Annotated in this window: 16 protein-coding genes; 3 read left to right on the top strand and 13 right to left on the bottom strand. The window is 72.0% G+C overall.

Annotated features, from left to right (window positions below):
* Positions 1–17: 17 nt before the first annotated feature.
* From GAS53_RS12925 to GAS53_RS12970, 9 genes are all read right to left on the bottom strand, one after another.
* Positions 18–557, bottom strand: coding sequence for an amino-acid N-acetyltransferase (locus tag GAS53_RS12925; RefSeq protein ID WP_151477672.1), 540 nt, complete (start codon positions 555–557; stop codon positions 18–20).
* A gap of 9 nt (positions 558–566) precedes the next feature.
* Positions 567–1,025 carry a BlaI/MecI/CopY family transcriptional regulator gene (locus tag GAS53_RS12930; protein WP_151477673.1) on the bottom strand — a complete coding sequence of 153 codons (459 nt, stop codon included), beginning with the start codon at positions 1,023–1,025 and terminating at the stop codon, positions 567–569.
* A 187-nt stretch (positions 1,026–1,212) separates the two neighbouring features.
* Entirely contained in the window at positions 1,213–1,392 is a 180-nt protein-coding gene (locus GAS53_RS12935) for a hypothetical protein (protein ID WP_151477674.1), read from the bottom strand.
* Positions 1,393–1,616: 224 nt separating this feature from the next.
* On the bottom strand, positions 1,617–2,231 hold the full coding sequence (locus GAS53_RS12945) for a hypothetical protein (RefSeq protein WP_151477807.1): 615 nt from the start codon (positions 2,229–2,231) through the stop codon (positions 1,617–1,619).
* 249 nt (positions 2,232–2,480) lie between these two features.
* Positions 2,481–3,278 carry a type III pantothenate kinase gene (locus tag GAS53_RS12950; protein WP_151477675.1) on the bottom strand — a complete coding sequence of 266 codons (798 nt, stop codon included), beginning with the start codon at positions 3,276–3,278 and terminating at the stop codon, positions 2,481–2,483.
* Positions 3,279–3,280: 2 nt separating this feature from the next.
* Positions 3,281–4,288, bottom strand: coding sequence for a carboxylating nicotinate-nucleotide diphosphorylase (gene nadC, locus GAS53_RS12955; protein WP_151477676.1), 1,008 nt, complete (start codon positions 4,286–4,288; stop codon positions 3,281–3,283).
* Between the two features lie 5 nt (positions 4,289–4,293).
* Entirely contained in the window at positions 4,294–6,015 is a 1,722-nt protein-coding gene (locus GAS53_RS12960; protein ID WP_151477677.1) for an L-aspartate oxidase, read from the bottom strand.
* Positions 6,012–7,001 (bottom strand): pantoate--beta-alanine ligase, encoded by a 990-nt coding sequence (gene panC, locus GAS53_RS12965; protein ID WP_151477678.1) that lies wholly within the window; start codon positions 6,999–7,001, stop codon positions 6,012–6,014. The genes GAS53_RS12960 and panC overlap by 4 nt, the downstream gene beginning before the upstream one ends.
* Positions 7,002–7,032: 31 nt before the next feature.
* Positions 7,033–7,980: a Rossmann-like and DUF2520 domain-containing protein gene (locus GAS53_RS12970; RefSeq protein ID WP_151477679.1), complete on the bottom strand. Its 948-nt coding sequence runs from the start codon at positions 7,978–7,980 to the stop codon at positions 7,033–7,035.
* A 147-nt stretch (positions 7,981–8,127) separates the two neighbouring features.
* Here GAS53_RS12970 and GAS53_RS12975 point away from each other — a divergent pair, with 147 nt between their 5' ends.
* Positions 8,128–9,315, top strand: coding sequence for a threonine aldolase family protein (locus GAS53_RS12975; RefSeq protein ID WP_151477680.1), 1,188 nt, complete (start codon positions 8,128–8,130; stop codon positions 9,313–9,315).
* Positions 9,316–9,342: 27 nt separating this feature from the next.
* Here GAS53_RS12975 and GAS53_RS12980 read toward each other — a convergent pair whose 3' ends face one another.
* The gene (locus GAS53_RS12980) at positions 9,343–9,546 is read right to left on the bottom strand and encodes a hypothetical protein (RefSeq protein WP_151477681.1); all 204 of its coding nucleotides are present in this window, start codon (positions 9,544–9,546) and stop codon (positions 9,343–9,345) included.
* Between the two features lie 209 nt (positions 9,547–9,755).
* Between GAS53_RS12980 and GAS53_RS12990 the strand changes: the two genes are divergently transcribed.
* Positions 9,756–10,859: a DUF5937 family protein gene (locus tag GAS53_RS12990; protein WP_151477682.1), complete on the top strand. Its 1,104-nt coding sequence runs from the start codon at positions 9,756–9,758 to the stop codon at positions 10,857–10,859.
* 70 nt (positions 10,860–10,929) lie between these two features.
* On the opposite strand, the gene GAS53_RS12995 is transcribed toward GAS53_RS12990, so the two are convergent.
* The 3 genes from GAS53_RS12995 to GAS53_RS13005 form a co-directional block, all read right to left on the bottom strand.
* A complete protein-coding gene (locus tag GAS53_RS12995; protein ID WP_151477683.1) occupies positions 10,930–11,562 on the bottom strand; it encodes an AAA family ATPase in 633 nt (210 codons plus the stop codon).
* Positions 11,563–11,675: 113 nt separating this feature from the next.
* A complete protein-coding gene (locus GAS53_RS13000; RefSeq protein WP_151477684.1) occupies positions 11,676–12,347 on the bottom strand; it encodes a response regulator transcription factor in 672 nt (223 codons plus the stop codon).
* A 38-nt stretch (positions 12,348–12,385) separates the two neighbouring features.
* The gene (locus GAS53_RS13005) at positions 12,386–13,588 is read right to left on the bottom strand and encodes a sensor histidine kinase (protein WP_151477685.1); all 1,203 of its coding nucleotides are present in this window, start codon (positions 13,586–13,588) and stop codon (positions 12,386–12,388) included.
* A 152-nt stretch (positions 13,589–13,740) separates the two neighbouring features.
* Here GAS53_RS13005 and GAS53_RS13010 point away from each other — a divergent pair, with 152 nt between their 5' ends.
* Positions 13,741–14,775 carry an SAM-dependent methyltransferase gene (locus tag GAS53_RS13010; protein WP_151477809.1) on the top strand — a complete coding sequence of 345 codons (1,035 nt, stop codon included), beginning with the start codon at positions 13,741–13,743 and terminating at the stop codon, positions 14,773–14,775.
* Positions 14,776–14,790 lie beyond the last annotated feature (15 nt).

The raw sequence follows: 14,790 nt of genomic DNA on the forward strand, positions 1-14,790 counted from the left end.
GTATTACGCGGCGGCGATCACAGATGCAGAAGCATCCGACTGTTGCCCAAGGTGTTCGGTTTCACTCGTTCGAGACCGAGGAACTCGGCCACGCCCTCGTCATAGGAACGCAACAGCTCGGCGTAGACATCGGTGTCGACGGGTGTCTCACCGATCTCCACGAAGCCGTGCTTCGCGAAGAAGTCGACTTCGAAGGTCAGGCAGAATACCCGGCGAACACCGAGCCAGCGGGCGGTCTCCACCAACTTCCCCAGCAACTGATGGCCGACGCCGGCGCCCTTCAGCGCGGGATCCACCGCGAGAGTCCGGACTTCCGCCAGGTCTTCCCACATCACGTGCAGTGCGCCGCAGCCGACGACCTCTGTGTCCGGGCCGGCTCCGCGTTCCGCGACCCAGAACTCCTGGATGTCCTCGTAAAGCGTCACCGTCGCTTTGTCGAGCAGGATGCCGCCGCGGACGTAGGCGTCAAGCAGACGGCGAACCGCCGGGACATCGCTGGTCCTGGCCCGGCGGACGGTGAGGGCTTTAGCGGTGACTTCGGGCTGCTCTGCTGGCATGACCGGACGCTATCGCCCGGTGTCGCCCTCGGTGGCGGCGGGGTTCTCGCCTGCCGGGTTCTCACCGGCCGGGTTCTCACCGGCCGGGTTCTCGGGCGCGGGGGTTTCCGGTCCTTGGACCATACGCACGGCATCGCGCAGTGCTTCGCGCTGTTCCGGGGACATCATGCCGAAGAAGGCGACGAGAGCGGCGGCCGGGTTGTCACTCTGGGACCAGGCGTCGTTCATGAGTGCGGCCGCGTAGGCGGCACGGGTGGAGACCGCCTCATATCGATAGGCCCGGCCTTCCGCTTCGCGACGTACCCAGCCCTTCTGATGGAGATTGTCCAAAACGGTCATCACCGTGGTGTACGCGATGGACCGCTCCTGCTGAAGGTCTTCCAGGACTTCTCGAACGGTCACCGGGCGGTTCCACTTCCACACCCGCGTCATGACCGCGTCTTCGAGTTCTCCCAATGGGCGAGGCACAGTTCAGAACAATAGGTGGAGATGTCGCCAATCGCATGGTGGACGTGGCTTTGGATGACAAACAGTCACAAAAAGGGCGTACGACTCGAAAAACTGATGAGTCGTACGCCACGAGTGAGCGCCGTTCGGCGCCGGTTCGGTGCTGGTTCGATACCGGTCCAGGACCGGCTCGGCGCCCGGGTGCGGCTCAGGCGTCGGCGTCGCGGGACGCCTGGCGGGTGTTCTCGGCGCGGGCGAGGGCCGCGTCGACGACCGCGTCCTCCTTGGCCTTGTTGGCACCGCCCTGGGACTTCACGATCGTCACGATCAGACCGATGAAGAACACGGCCATCACTACCGGGGGCACGAGCGCGGAGACGTAGTCCATGCCGTCCAGAGTAGCCAGGAGTCGGCCAGAGCCCATGGGGTGGGTCGGGCTAGGGCCTGTCTGACAATTCCCGTCTGCCCCGCGACGCCATGCACGCACTCTCGCCGCACCGGGCACAGACCCAAGTACGTCTAGTACGAGGGTCTGCGCCCGGCACGCCGAGAGCACGCACCTGACGCCGCGCGGCCGCCCTCCGGGCGACGACGGGAATTGTCAGACAGGCCCTAGACCGCGGCGAGCTGCTGCGGGGGATTCGAGGGCGGGGCGGCCGGTTTGCGCTTCGGGGGGAAGACCTCGCCCGGGGTCGGGATGGGGCGGTCGCGGCGCGGTGACTGCGGCCTGGGCTGGGGCGCGGGCTTCTCGGCGGGCTTTTCCGCGGGCTTCTTGCCGGGCTCCTCCCTGGCGGCGAGACCGCCGGGCAGGGCCATGAGGCGCGTACGGGTGCGGTTGCGGGAGGCCGGGACCGTGCGGAGGACGAGGCGGCTGCGTACGTCCTCCTCCGCGAGGGTGTGGCAGCGCTCCCGGAGGGCGGCCGCGACCGGGTTGCCGCGCAGGGCGCGCAGGGCGGCGAGGTCGTCGGGGGTCGGGCGGTGGCCGGCGCCCAGGGCCTCCTCCAGGAGCGTCAGGTAGCCGGCTGCCGTGCCGGGCAGCGCGGCACGGTAGCGGGCGAGGTCGGCCAGCAGGAAGGCGCGCAGCCGGGCGCCCTCGCGGGCCGCCTCGTCGACTGCCGCCGCCAGGCGGAGGCAGTCCTGGACGTCCTCGGCCGAGGCGGGGGTGGGGTTCAGGGCGAGAGCGAGCGCACGTCGGAGCACACGCAGCTCCTCCGCACCGAACGCCATGGCGCCGCGGGGTCCGTAAGGCGTGGGCATGATCGCGACGATACGCGCTAATCAGACAAAATCCGTATAGCGGGTGTTTGTGGCGTGGCCCCGCCACCCGGGTGGGGGTGGCTTCGCCGGTCGGGTGGGGCGGCTTCGCCGGGTGGCTGGTGCGGCTTCGCCGGGTGGTTGTCTGCGGGTGCGTGAGGGCTGGGCGCGCCCACGCGGCGGAGCCGCACATGTCACAGCCCCGCCGTCCCTAAGGGGCGCTTACGTGCGGGAGACGTTTCTTTCGTAGACAAGGCGGAGGCCGATCAAGGTCAGCCAGGGCTCGTGTTCGTCGATGACCGAGGACTCGCCCAGCACCATCGGTGCCAGGCCGCCCGTCGCGATGACGGTGACGTCCTCGGGGTCCTCGGCGAGTTCGCGGGACATGCGGTTGACGACGCCGTCCACCTGGCCCGCGAAGCCATACAGGATGCCCGCCTGCATGGCCTCGACGGTGTTGCGGCCGATGACACTGCGGGGGCGGACGAGTTCGATCTTGCGGAGCTGGGCGCCGCGTACGCCGAGGGCCTCGACGGAGATCTCGATGCCGGGGGCGATCGCGCCGCCCGCGTACTCCCCGCGCGCGGAGACCGCGTCGAAGGTGGTCGCCGTGCCGAAGTCGACGACGATGGCGGGGCCTCCGTAGAGCTCGACCGCCGCCACCGCGTTGATGATGCGGTCGGCGCCGACCTCCTTGGGGTTGTCCGTGAGGATCGGGACGCCCGTCTTGATGCCCGGTTCGACTAGGACCGCGGGTACGTCGCCGTAGTAGCGGCGGGTGACCTCGCGCAGCTCGTGCAGGACCGAGGGGACGGTCGAGCAGATCGCGATGCCGTCGATGCCGTCGCCCAGCTCGTCGCCGAGGAGCGGGTGCATGCCCATCAGGCCCTGGAGGAGTACGGCCAGCTCGTCCGCGGTGCGGCGCGCGTCCGTGGAGATGCGCCAGTGCTCGACGATGTCCTCGCCGTCGAAGAGGCCGAGGACGGTGTGCGTGTTGCCTACGTCGATCGTGAGCAGCATGCCTACTCAGCCTCGCTCGTCGACGCTTCGCGCAGGTCGAGGCCGATGTCCAGGATGGGCGAGGAGTGCGTGAGGGCGCCCACCGCGAGGAAGTTGACGCCGGTCTTCGCGTACGTCGGGGCGGTCTCCAGGGTGAGACGGCCCGAGGCCTCCAGGAACGCGCGGCCGTCCACGATGGCCACGGCCTCCTCGCACTCGCCGGGGGTGAAGTTGTCAAGGAGGATCAGGTCGGCACCTGCATCAACGACCTCGCGGAGCTGGTGCAGGGTGTCGACCTCGACCTCGATCGGTACGTCCGGGAAGGTCTCGCGGACCGCCTTGAAGGCCTGCGAAACGCCGCCGGCGGCCACTACGTGGTTGTCCTTGACGAGGGCCGCGTCCGAGAGGGACATGCGGTGGTTGACGCCGCCGCCCATGCGGACCGCGAACTTCTCCAGGGAGCGCAGCCCCGGCGTCGTCTTGCGGGTGTCACGCACGCGCGTGTTGGTGCCCTCCAGAACGTCCGCCCACGCGCGCGTGGCGGTCGCGATGCCGGAGAGGCGGCAGAGGAGGTTCAGCGCGCTGCGCTCGGCCGTCAGCAGGTCGCGGGTGCGGGTCGTGACACTCAGCAGCTTCTGGCCGGCCTCGACACGGTCGCCGTCGTCGACGTGCCGCTCGACCTCGAACTCGTCCGTGCAGACCACCGAGATGACCGCCTCGGCGACCCGCAGACCTGCCACGACGCCGGCCTCGCGTGCGGTGAAGTCGGCGGTGGAGACGGCCTCTTCGGGGATGGTCGCGACCGTGGTCACGTCCACGCCGTGGTCGAGGTCCTCCTCGATGGCCATGTGCGCGATGTCCTCGATCTCGACGGGGTCGAGCCCGGCGTCGGCGAGGAGCTGCGCGAGGGCGGGGTCGAGACCGCACTCGGCGTATTCCGGGGAATTCACGTCGTACTCCCCTTCGGCGCCGCAGCCGCAGCCGTCGCCGCAGCCACCGCCGGTGAGGAGGGGAAGGTCGGGGGTGCTCACTTCTGTCACTGCTCCTGGGGACGGGAGGGCTGCTGTGTCGGGGGGAAGTCTGGGGTGTCGGTGGTGTGTACGGCGAGCGTCCGGTCGGGATTCAGCCGTACGACGATGTGGCGTCGCCAGTTCGTGTCGTCCCGTTCACCTTGGTCCTCGCGCCAGTGGCAGCCGCGGGTCTCCTCGCGCAGGCGAGCGGCGGCGACCAGGACGCGGGCCACGCACAGGAGGTTGGTGGCCTCCCAGGTGTCGACGCCGGGTTCGGCCGTCTTGCCGTTCTCGTCGAGGGCGTCGCGGGCGTCGGTGTGCAGCTGCTGGATGCGGTGGGCGGCGGTCTCCAGGGAGACGGCCGAGCGGAGGACTCCGGCGCCGTCCGTCATGATCCGCTGGATCGCGAACCGTGCCTCGGGGGCGAGCAGCGGGTGGGCGGGCTTCTCCGGGTGGGCGACCGGCGCGGGCACGCGCGCGTGGAGGCCGTTTTCCACGTGGCGGCCCGCGATGTCGGCCGCGATGCGCTCGGCGTAGACGAGGCCCTCCAGGAGCGAGTTGGAGGCGAGCCGGTTGGCGCCGTGGACACCCGTGCAGGCGACCTCGCCGCACGCGTACAGGCCGGGAACGGTCGTACGGCCCTTGGAGTCCGTGCGGACGCCTCCGGACGCGTAGTGGGCGGCGGGGGCGACCGGGACGGGCTCGGTGACCGGGTCGATGCCGTGGGCGCGGCAGGCGGCGAGGATCGTCGGGAAGCGGTGCTCCCACATGTCGCCGCCGAAGTGCCGGGCGTCCAGGTACATGTGCTCGGCGTCCTGCTCCTGCATGCGCCGCATGATGCCCTTGGCGACGATGTCCCGGGGCGCCAGTTCGTTCAGCTCGTGCTGGCCCACCATGAAGCGCACGCCGTCCGCGTCGACGAGGTGGGCGCCCTCGCCGCGTACCGCCTCGGAGACCAGCGGCTGCTGGCCTTCGGCGTCCGGGCCGAGGAAGAGCACGGTGGGGTGGAACTGCACGAACTCGAGGTCGCTGACCTCGGCGCCCGCGCGCAGGGCGAGCGCGACGCCGTCGCCGGTGGACACGGACGGGTTGGTGGTAGCCGAGAAGACCTGGCCCATGCCGCCGGTCGCGAGGACCACGGCGGGCGCGTGAACGGCCCCCACGCCGTCGTGCTGGCCCTCTCCCATGACGTGCAGGGTCACGCCCGCCGTGCGCCCGTCGGCGTCCGTGAGGAGGTCGAGCACGAGCGCGTTCTCGACCGTGCGCATGCCACGCGCGCGTACCGCCTCGACGAGGGCCCGGGAGATCTCGGCGCCGGTCGCGTCGCCGCCCGCGTGGGCGATACGGCGGCGGTGGTGGCCGCCCTCCCGGGTCAGCTCCAGGCCGCCCTCTTCGGACTCGTCGAAGTGGGCGCCGGTCTCGATGAGGCGGCGTACGGCGTCGGGGCCCTCGGTGACGAGGATGCGCACGGCGTCCTCGTCGCACAGGCCCGCGCCCGCCACCAGCGTGTCGTCGAGGTGCTGCTCGGGGGTGTCGCCCTCGCCCAGGGCCGCGGCTATGCCGCCCTGGGCCCAGCGGGTGGAGCCGTCGTCGAGGCGGGCCTTGGTGACGACGACCGTGCGCAGGCCTGCGGCGTCGCAGCGCAGGGCCGCGGTGAGCCCGGCGACTCCGGAGCCGACGACCACGACGTCGGCGGCGATGGACCAGCCGGGTGCGGGTGCGTGCAGACGTATGCCTGTGCTGGTCACGAGGCGGCTCCGAAGGTGAGAGGAATGTTGTCGATCAGCCGGGTCGTCCCGACCCGGGCGGCGACGGCGAGGACCGCCTCGCCGGTGTGGTCGTCCGGGATCTCGGTGAAGTCGGACGGATCGACCAGCGCCAAGTAGTCCAGGGCGAGCGGGGGGTTGAGGCGCGCCGCGTCGTCCAGGACGAGTCGGGCGGCGGCGCGGACCGCGGCGGGGCCGCCGGGGGCCGCCTTGGCGACGGCGTGCGCGTCGGCCGCCGCGCGGGACTCGCCGATGGCGCTGAGGGCCTCGGCACGCGCGCGCGTGGCGGGCACTTCACGGGCACGCGCGCGCAGGGCCTCCTGTGCGGCGTGCCGGTCGCTGCCTGCGAACAGGGCCTGGGAGAGGGCGAGTGCGGTGCGGCGCTCGGTGGCCGACAGGTAGCGGTTGCGGCTGGACAGGGCCAGGCCGTCCGCCTCACGCACCGTGGGGACGCCGACGATCTCCACGCCGAAGTTCAGGTCGCGCACCATGCGGCGGATAAGGGCGAGCTGCTGGGCGTCCTTCTGCCCGTACAGCGCGACGTCGGGCCGGGTGAGGTGCAGCAGCTTGGCGACAACGGTGAGCATGCCGTCGAAGTGCCCGGGCCGCGCCGCGCCCTCGAGGCGCTCCCCCATGGGGCCCGCGCTGATGCGGACCTGGGGTTCGCCGCCCGGGTAGACCTCGTCCGCGGAGGGGGCGAACACGGCGTCCGCGCCCGCCTGTTCGGCCATCTTGACGTCGGCGTCCAGGGTGCGCGGGTAGCGGTCGAGGTCCTCGCCGGCGCCGAACTGGAGGGGGTTCACGAAGACGGTGACGACGACTTCTCCGTCGCCCGCGATCCCGCGGGCGGTGCGGATCAGGGTCGCGTGGCCCTCGTGCAGGGCGCCCATGGTCATCACGACGGCTCGTCGGCCGGTGCGCACGCGCGCGTGGAGCTCGTCGGCGGTGCGCAGCAGGGCGGTGGTCATCGGGCGGCTCCGTTCTCGGCAGCTGCGCGCGTCATCGGGGGTCTCCTTCGGTCCCGTCGGTCCCGTCGGCCCCGGTGGTCCCGTTGGCGAGCACCCCGAGGAGGTCCTCGGCGAGCTCCGGCTTCAGCAGGCCGTGGGCGAGGGCCCGGTCGGCGGTCGCGCGGGCCATCGCCAGATAGCCGGCGACGGCCTGCGGAGCGTGCTTGCGCAGCTCGGCGACGTGCGCGGCGACCGTGCCCGCGTCGCCGCGCGCCACCGGTCCTGTGAGGGCCGCGTCGCCCGACCTGAGGGCGTTGTCCAGAGCGGCGCCCAGCAGCGGGCCCAGCATCCGGTCCGGGGCCTCCACGCCCGCCGCACGCAGCAGCTCCATGGACTCGGCGACCAGCGTCACCAGGTGGTTGGCGCCGAGCGCGAGCGCCGCGTGGTAGAGCGGCCGGGCCTCCTCGGCGATCCACTCGGGCTCGCCGCCCATCTCGATGACCAGAGCCTCGGCGGCCAGCCGCAGTTCCTCGGGAGCGGTGACGCCGAAGGAGCATCCGGCGAGCCGCTGCACGTCCACGGCGGTGCCGGTGAACGTCATCGCGGGGTGCAGCGCGAGCGGCAGCGCCCCGGCCCGCAGCGCAGGGTCCAGGACCTTCGAGCCGTACCGCCCGGAGGTGTGCACGAGCAGCTGTCCCGGCCGCACGGCGCCGGTTTCGGCGAGCCCTTCCACCAGGCCCGGCAGGGCGTCGTCGGGGACCGTCAGAAGCACCAGGTCGGCCCGCTCGAGGACCTGCTCAGGCGTCACCAGTGGCACGTCGGGCAGCAGCTGCGCCGCTCGTCGCCGGGAGGCGTCGGAAACTCCGGAGACGGCCACCGGGCGGTGCCCGGCGAGCTGGAGCGACGCGGCGAGCGCGGGGCCCACGCGGCCGGCGCCGACGACGCCGACGGTGAGCCGCGCGGGGCGGTCCTTGGGGTCTGGCTGGGGAAATGTACTCACTCGACGGCGGCCTTCCGTTCCAGTCCGCTCGGGGTACCGGACGATTTCTCGTCATGTTAACGCGATTGGTTCGAGGGCCGTTTTCTTGTCCACAGGCTGTGGGGAATTCGCATGCCCGGCCGTCGTGGTGTCCTGCATGATCCGGGCATGAGCGATACGGCGGAACAGGCGGCGGACGGTTCGGCGGAACAGCCGGTGGAAGAGACGGCCGAGCAGCGGCGTGAGCGGCGCCGGATGGCCTGGCGAGGGGCGCGGCGGGTGCTGTGGCGCCCGAGTTTCCGCTCCACGGTCGGTGAGCGGCTGGCCCGGCTGACGGACGCGGCACCGGACGTGTACGACCTGGACCAGCCGGTGGACATGTACGGCAACGGGATCGTGGAGACCCTGGAGGAGCGGGTCGCGGGCCTGCTCGGCAAGGATGCCGCCGCCTTCTTCCCCTCGGGCACCATGGCCCAGCAGGTCGCCCTGCGCTGCTGGGCCGGCCGTACGGGCAATACGACGGTGGCGATGCATCCCCTCTCCCATCCGGAGATGCACGAACGGCATTCCTTCAGCACGGTCAGCGGCCTGCGGATCGTCCATCCCACGCGCGAGCCACGGCTGCCGTCCGCCGACGAGGTGCACGACCTGGCGGAGCCCTTCGGGGCGCTGTTCGTCGAACTGCCCCTCAGGGAGGCCGGTTTCGTCCTGCCCTCCTGGGAGGAACTGGTCGCTGTGACGGACGCGGCGCGCGAACGCGACGCCGTGGTGCACATCGACGGGGCCCGCCTCTGGGAGTGCACCACGCACTTCGGCCGCCCCCTGGACGAGATCGCGGACCTGGCGGACAGCGTCTACGTGTCGTTCTACAAATCGCTCGACGGCATCGGCGGCGCCGCGCTCGCGGGCCCCAAGACGCTCGTCGACGAGGCGAAGGCCTGGCGTCACCGGTACGGCGGGCAGATCCTCCAGCAGTTCCCCACCGCCCTGTCCGCGCTGATCGGCCTGGACAAGGAGCTGCCCCGGCTGCCGGAGTACGTGGACCACGCGCGCGTGGTCGCGGCGGCGATGCGCGAGGGGTTCGCCGGCGCCGGGGTCCCGTGGGCGCGCGTCCACCCCGAGGAGCCGCACACCCACCAGTTCCAGGTCTGGCTGCCGTACGAGGCCGACGTCCTGACCGACGCGGGGATGCGGCAGGCCGAGGAGACGAAGACGTCCCTGTTCCCGCAGATCTGGGACCGGGGCGGGCCGGGCCTGGCGTTCACCGAGGTCACGGTGGGAGCGCCGGGCCTGGAGTGGACGGCCCAGGACGTCAGGGCGGCCGTCACGGACTTCGTGGCGCGGCTGCCCCACTGAACAGCCGGGTCAACCTGTTCAGCCGGGTCAGCCTGGTCTGCGGAACAGCCGGGCCAGCGCCGCCCGTATCCGTCCGCGGGCCGGGCGTCCGGCCAGGACCGCGCGGGACCGGCGGTAGTCGCACAGCTCGCGCATGGCCTGCCAGTCGTGGGCGCCGGGCGCGGGCGGGGTGGGGTCGCCGTGCTGCCGGGCGCGGTAGGTGTCGAGGAGGTACTGCTGGGTGATGCTCATGGCGGATCGCCTCTTCGGGACGGGAACGGACGAGTTCCGGAACCGGAGTCGGTCCCGACGTTTCCGTGGGCCCCGCCCCCTGCCTGTCAGCGGCTTCTCCGGGGCCCCGGTGATCCCACCTTGCGTGCGCCCCGCCGGGCCGTCGCGTCGATTGACAGCGGCTGTCAATCGGCGGCCGCGTTGTCAGTGGCGGAGTGCACCATGAGGTCATGAGCCTGAGCATCGACATTTCGGGACTGCGGCGGGAGAGGATCGCCGTCGTGCCCTCGCCCCTGGCCGAGCTCGGCATGGCGCTGCACGCGCTGGCCGAGCCGGGGCACCACCCCGGGCTGCAGGGCTGGGCGACGGGGGTGACCGCCCGGCTCGACCCGCATCTGGCCGACCGGATGTGCGAGGCCGACTTCCTGTGGCGGACGACGTTCTCGGACCTGTTCCTGCCGTATGCGGGGATACCGGGCGGGGCCACGCTCCCGGGCGCCAGCTTCGCCGAGGAGCTGGACCTGCTGGACAAGCTGACGGACGAGCAGTTCGTGGACGCGGCACTGGAGTTCACCTGCGCGCTCCCGTACGACGCCCAGGGCGCCGGAGCGCTGGGCGACACCGAGGCGCGGCGGCGCGCCCTGGAGCTGGCCGCCGCGCGGGGCCCCCGGCAGGTGCGGTTCACGACGCGGCTGCTGGACGACCCGCCGAGGATCCGGGCCTGGCTGCGGCAGTTCCTGGAGGACTGCGACGAGGCCTTCTTCGCCGAGACCTGGTCCCGGCTGCGCCACCAGCTCGCGGCCGACGCCCGTCACAAGACGGAGCTGCTCAGACACAAGGGACTGGCCGAGGCGCTGGCTTCGGTGTCACCCGCGGTGGTGCTCGACGAGGCCGAGGGAAGGATCACCGTCGACAAGATGGGCCAGGGCCGCACCACGGCCTCGGGCGGCCTCCTGCTCGTGCCGACGAGCCTCGGCTGGCCCCATCTCATGGTCCTGCACCGGTACGGCTGGCAGCCGGTCCTGCACTACCCGGTGGGCTCCCCGCAGCCGGTCGCACCGCCCTCGGTCGAGCAGCTGACCCTGCGGATGACCGCGCTGTCGCACCCGGTGCGGATGCGGCTGTGCCGCAGTCTGGCCCGCAGCGCGTTCACCACGAGCGAGCTGGCGCAGACGCACGGGATGACGGCACCGGAGATATCCCGGCACGTCGCCGTCCTGAAGAAGGCGGGCCTGATCACGACGCGTCGCCGCGGGCGTTACGTGCTGCACCAGCTGGACGTCACGATGGTGGCCCGGCTGGGGAGCGACTTCCTGGAGGGGATCCTGCGGTAGCCCGTCCGGGGCGACGGAGCTGCAGGGCGCCGCAGCGTACGCCCTCGTGAGTCGTCGGTTGCCGCAACCGTCAGTCGAACCGAATGTGCCTCGCGCTCGTCCACGCCCGCCGCAGCCGCCCCCGCAGGAGCCCGTCCTTGTTGGGCGCCAGCGTCAGCCCGGCCAGTACGGCGATGCGGTCGGCGGTCTTGGCGACCGTCGTGTGGTCGGTCCACAGGTGCTCGGCGAACTCCGGCTCGCGCAGCCGCTCCAGACAGTCGTCGAGCTGCCGCACGGCCCAACTCTCCCTGCGCAAGGGGGCGTCCTTGCCGGCGACGTACTGGAGGAGGTGGCCGAAGCCGCGCTCGCGCAGCCGCTTCAGGACGGTCTCGCGCTCGGCGAGGAGCGTGAAGTGGCGTACGTCGTGGCCCTTTTCGCGCAGCCGCCCGACGGTCTCGTCGAAGTAGCCGAGGTCCGTGACCGTCATGGGCGCGATCACCACGCCCTCGTGCTTGGTGAGGGTGAGGTCGAGCACTTCGACCACGCCCTGCCGCCAGGACGCCAAGTCCTGGAAGTCGCCCCGCAGTTCGGGCGGCAGCATGCGGCGCAGCCCGAAGCCGGCGTGTTCGGGGTCGCAGATGACGCTGCCGGGCAGCCGCCGCTGGATCTCGTGCGCGGTCTGTGTCTTGCCGCCGCCGAAGGGGCCGTTGATCCACAGAAGCATGCGCAGACCCTAGTGGGCGCCGATCACGCCCCGGTCACGCGTCCGGCTCGACCCGGCTCGACCCGGCCCCTGCCCGGTCCGCCGGCTCGGTCGCGCACCGGGCCGCGCCCGGATCAGCCCTGCCCCCCGGCCCGTACAAGACCCGTCTCGTACGCGAGGACGACGACCTGGACGCGGTCGCGCAGGCCCAGCTTGGTGAGGATGCGGCCGACGTGGGTCTTGACCGTCGCCTCGGAGAGGACGAGCCGGGCCGCGATCTCGCCGTTCGACAGTCCCTGCGCGACGAGGATCATCACCTCGCGCTCGCGCCCGGTGAGCCGCTCCAGCTCCTTGTGCTGGGGCTCCTTGCCGGCGTTGGGCAGCATCGGCGCGAACCGGTCGAGGAGGCGGCGGGTCGTGGAGGGCGCGACCACCGCGTCGCCGCTGTGCACGGAGCGGATCGCGGCGAGGAGCTCGCCGGGGGGCACGTCCTTGAGCATGAAGCCGGAGGCGCCCGCCTTGAGCCCCGAGAAGGCGTACTCGTCGAGGTCGAAGGTGGTCAGGATCAGTACCTTCGGCGGGTTCGGATCCGAGCAGATGCGGCGGGTCGTCTCGACACCGTCCAGCTTCGGCATGCGTACGTCCATCAGCACGACGTCGACCTCGGTCGCGCGCAGCACCTGGAGGGCCTCCACGCCGTCGCCCGCCTCCGCCACGACCTCCATGTCCGGCTGGGCGGCGAGCACCATCCGGAACCCGGTGCGCAGCAGCACCTGGTCGTCGACGAGCATCACGCGGATCGGCATGGGGAGGTCCTCCGGTCGGTTCGTGGAACGTGCACGTGTCAATGGGCGGGCTTGAGCGGGAGCAGGGCGCTGATGCGGAAGCCGCCGCCCGGCCGCGGTCCCGCGTCCAGGGTGCCGCCGACCATACCGACGCGTTCGCGCATCCCGATCAGGCCGTGGCCCCGGCCGTCGGCGCCGCCCTCCTCGTACAGCTCGTGCGGGGCGCCCTTGCCGTCGTCCTCGACGAGCAGGCCGAGGCCGTCGTCGAAGTACACCAGGCGCACGCTCGCGCCCGCGTTCGGCCCCCCGTGCTTGCGGGTGTTGGTGAGGGCCTCCTGCACGATGCGGTACGCCGTGAGCTCGACGCCGCTGGGCAGCGGACGCGGAGTGCCCTCGACCTTGAAGTCGACGGGGAGGCCGGAGGTGCGGCACTGCTCGATGAGGTCGTCGAGCTGCTCGACGTCGGGCTGCGGCACGTACTCGCCGGACTCCTGGTGTTCGCCGGTGCGCAGTACGCCGAGGAGGCGGCGCATCTCGGCGAGGGCCTGCCGGCCCGTCCCGGAGATGGTCTCCAGGGCCTTCTTGGCCTGGTCGGGGGCCGAGTCGAGGACGTACGCGGCGCCGTCGGCCTGGACCACCATCACCGACACGTTGTGCGCGACCACGTCGTGCAGTTCGCGGGCGATCCGGGCCCGCTCGGCGGCGACGGCGACCTTGGCCTGCGCCTCGCGCTCCTTCTCCAGGCGGGCGGCGCGCTCCTCCAGCTGAGCGAAGTACGCGCGGCGGGTGCGCAGCGAGTCGCCGAGGACCCAGGCGAGGGCGAAGGGGACCGTCTGGAAGACCACTATCGCGAGGTTCCCGAACGGGCCCGCGCTCTCGCTCGGCCAGCGCAGCGTGGCCAGGGGCGCCGCGCACAAGCCGGCGGTCAGAGCGAGCCGGGAGGCCCAGCGGGTGCCGTTCGAGGCGACGGTGTAGGTGATCACCAGCAGCGCGAAGTCGGCCGGGACGACCGGCATGTCCAGCGCCAGCTGTGCCACACCCATGGCGACGGCCAGCAACAGCATCTTCTCGGGCATGCGCCTGCGCAGCGCGATCACCAGGCAGAGCAGCAGGGTGATCGGGACGATGACGGCCGGGAGGTCGGAGCCGGTGGCCTCCTGCTCTACCGTTCCGCCCACGACTGAGATCCCGAGCAGGACGACGGCCCAGAAGCTGTCGACCCACGTCGGGTGCCTGCGGAGAAAGTCATAGAGGCGCTGCACGTAACCCAGCGTAGGGAAGCGTGCAGTGTGCAGGGGTCAACCGGAGGGTCGATCCGTAACGGGTGCGCGTACTCCCCAAGGTGGAGGCCTTCTTGGACTTGGCGCTTAGCCTGGCGCGGTGAGAGCGGTTGGGAGCAGTGGTGAGCGCAGTGATGCGTGAGGCGGAACGCGGGGCGCGCGGGTGGCGCGGGGCGACCGAGGAAGCGCTGTACGGGCCCTCCGGTTTCTATCGCCGCCCGGAGGGCCCCGCGGGCCATTTCCGCACGTCGGTGCACGCGTCGCCCCTGTTCGCCGGGGCCGTGGCACGGCTCCTCTGCCTCGTCGACGAAGCCCTCGGCCGCCCCGCCGAACTCGCTTTCGTCGACATGGGCGCGGGCCGCGGCGAACTGGTGACCGGCGTCCTGAAGTCCCTCCCCACCGAAGTGGCCTCCCGCGCGCGCGGGTACGCGGTCGAACGCGCCGACCGCCCCACCGATCTCGATCACCGGATCGAGTGGCTCGCGCATCCCCTTGCGGGCGTCACGGGGCTCCTGTTCGCCAACGAGTGGCTCGACAACGTACCCGTGGACGTGGCCGAGGTGGACGCGGACGGGGTGGCGCGGCTCGTCCTCGTACGGGAGGACGGGACGGAGTCCCTTGGGAAGCCGGTGACGGGGGCCGAGGCCGAGTGGCTGGACCGGTGGTGGCCGCTCGCGGGGGACGCCGACGGCCCGCTCCCCGCCGAAGGCCTCCGCGCCGAGATCGGGCTCCCCAGGGACAGCGCCTGGGCGGACGCCGTGGCCACGCTCGACCGGGGCCTCGCCGTCGCGGTCGACTACGCGCACCTCGCGGGGGCACGGCCGCCCTTCGGGACGTTGACCGGATTCAGGGAGGGCCGGGAGACGGCGCCCGTGCCGGACGGTTCCTGTGACATCACCGCTCATGTGGCGCTGGACGCGTGCGCGCTGCCTGGAGCACGGCTGCTGAGCCAGCGGGAGGCCCTGCGGGCGCTGGGCGTGAGCGGTGAGCGGCCGTCGCTCGCCCTGGCCTCAACGGACCCGACGGCCTACGTACGGGCCCTCGCGGGAGCGGGAGAGGCCGCCGAGCTCACCGCGCAGGGCGGACTCGGCGACTTCGGATGGCTGCTGCAGCCGGTTGGAGTGGGAATTCCGGACCCGCTGGCCGACGGGAAACAGGCCTCTACGTAGAGGCCTGTTTCCTGG

The sequence above is a fragment of the Streptomyces albicerus genome (assembly GCF_008905045.1).
In the GTDB taxonomy this organism is placed as follows: Bacteria; Actinomycetota; Actinomycetes; order Streptomycetales; family Streptomycetaceae; genus Streptomyces; species Streptomyces albicerus.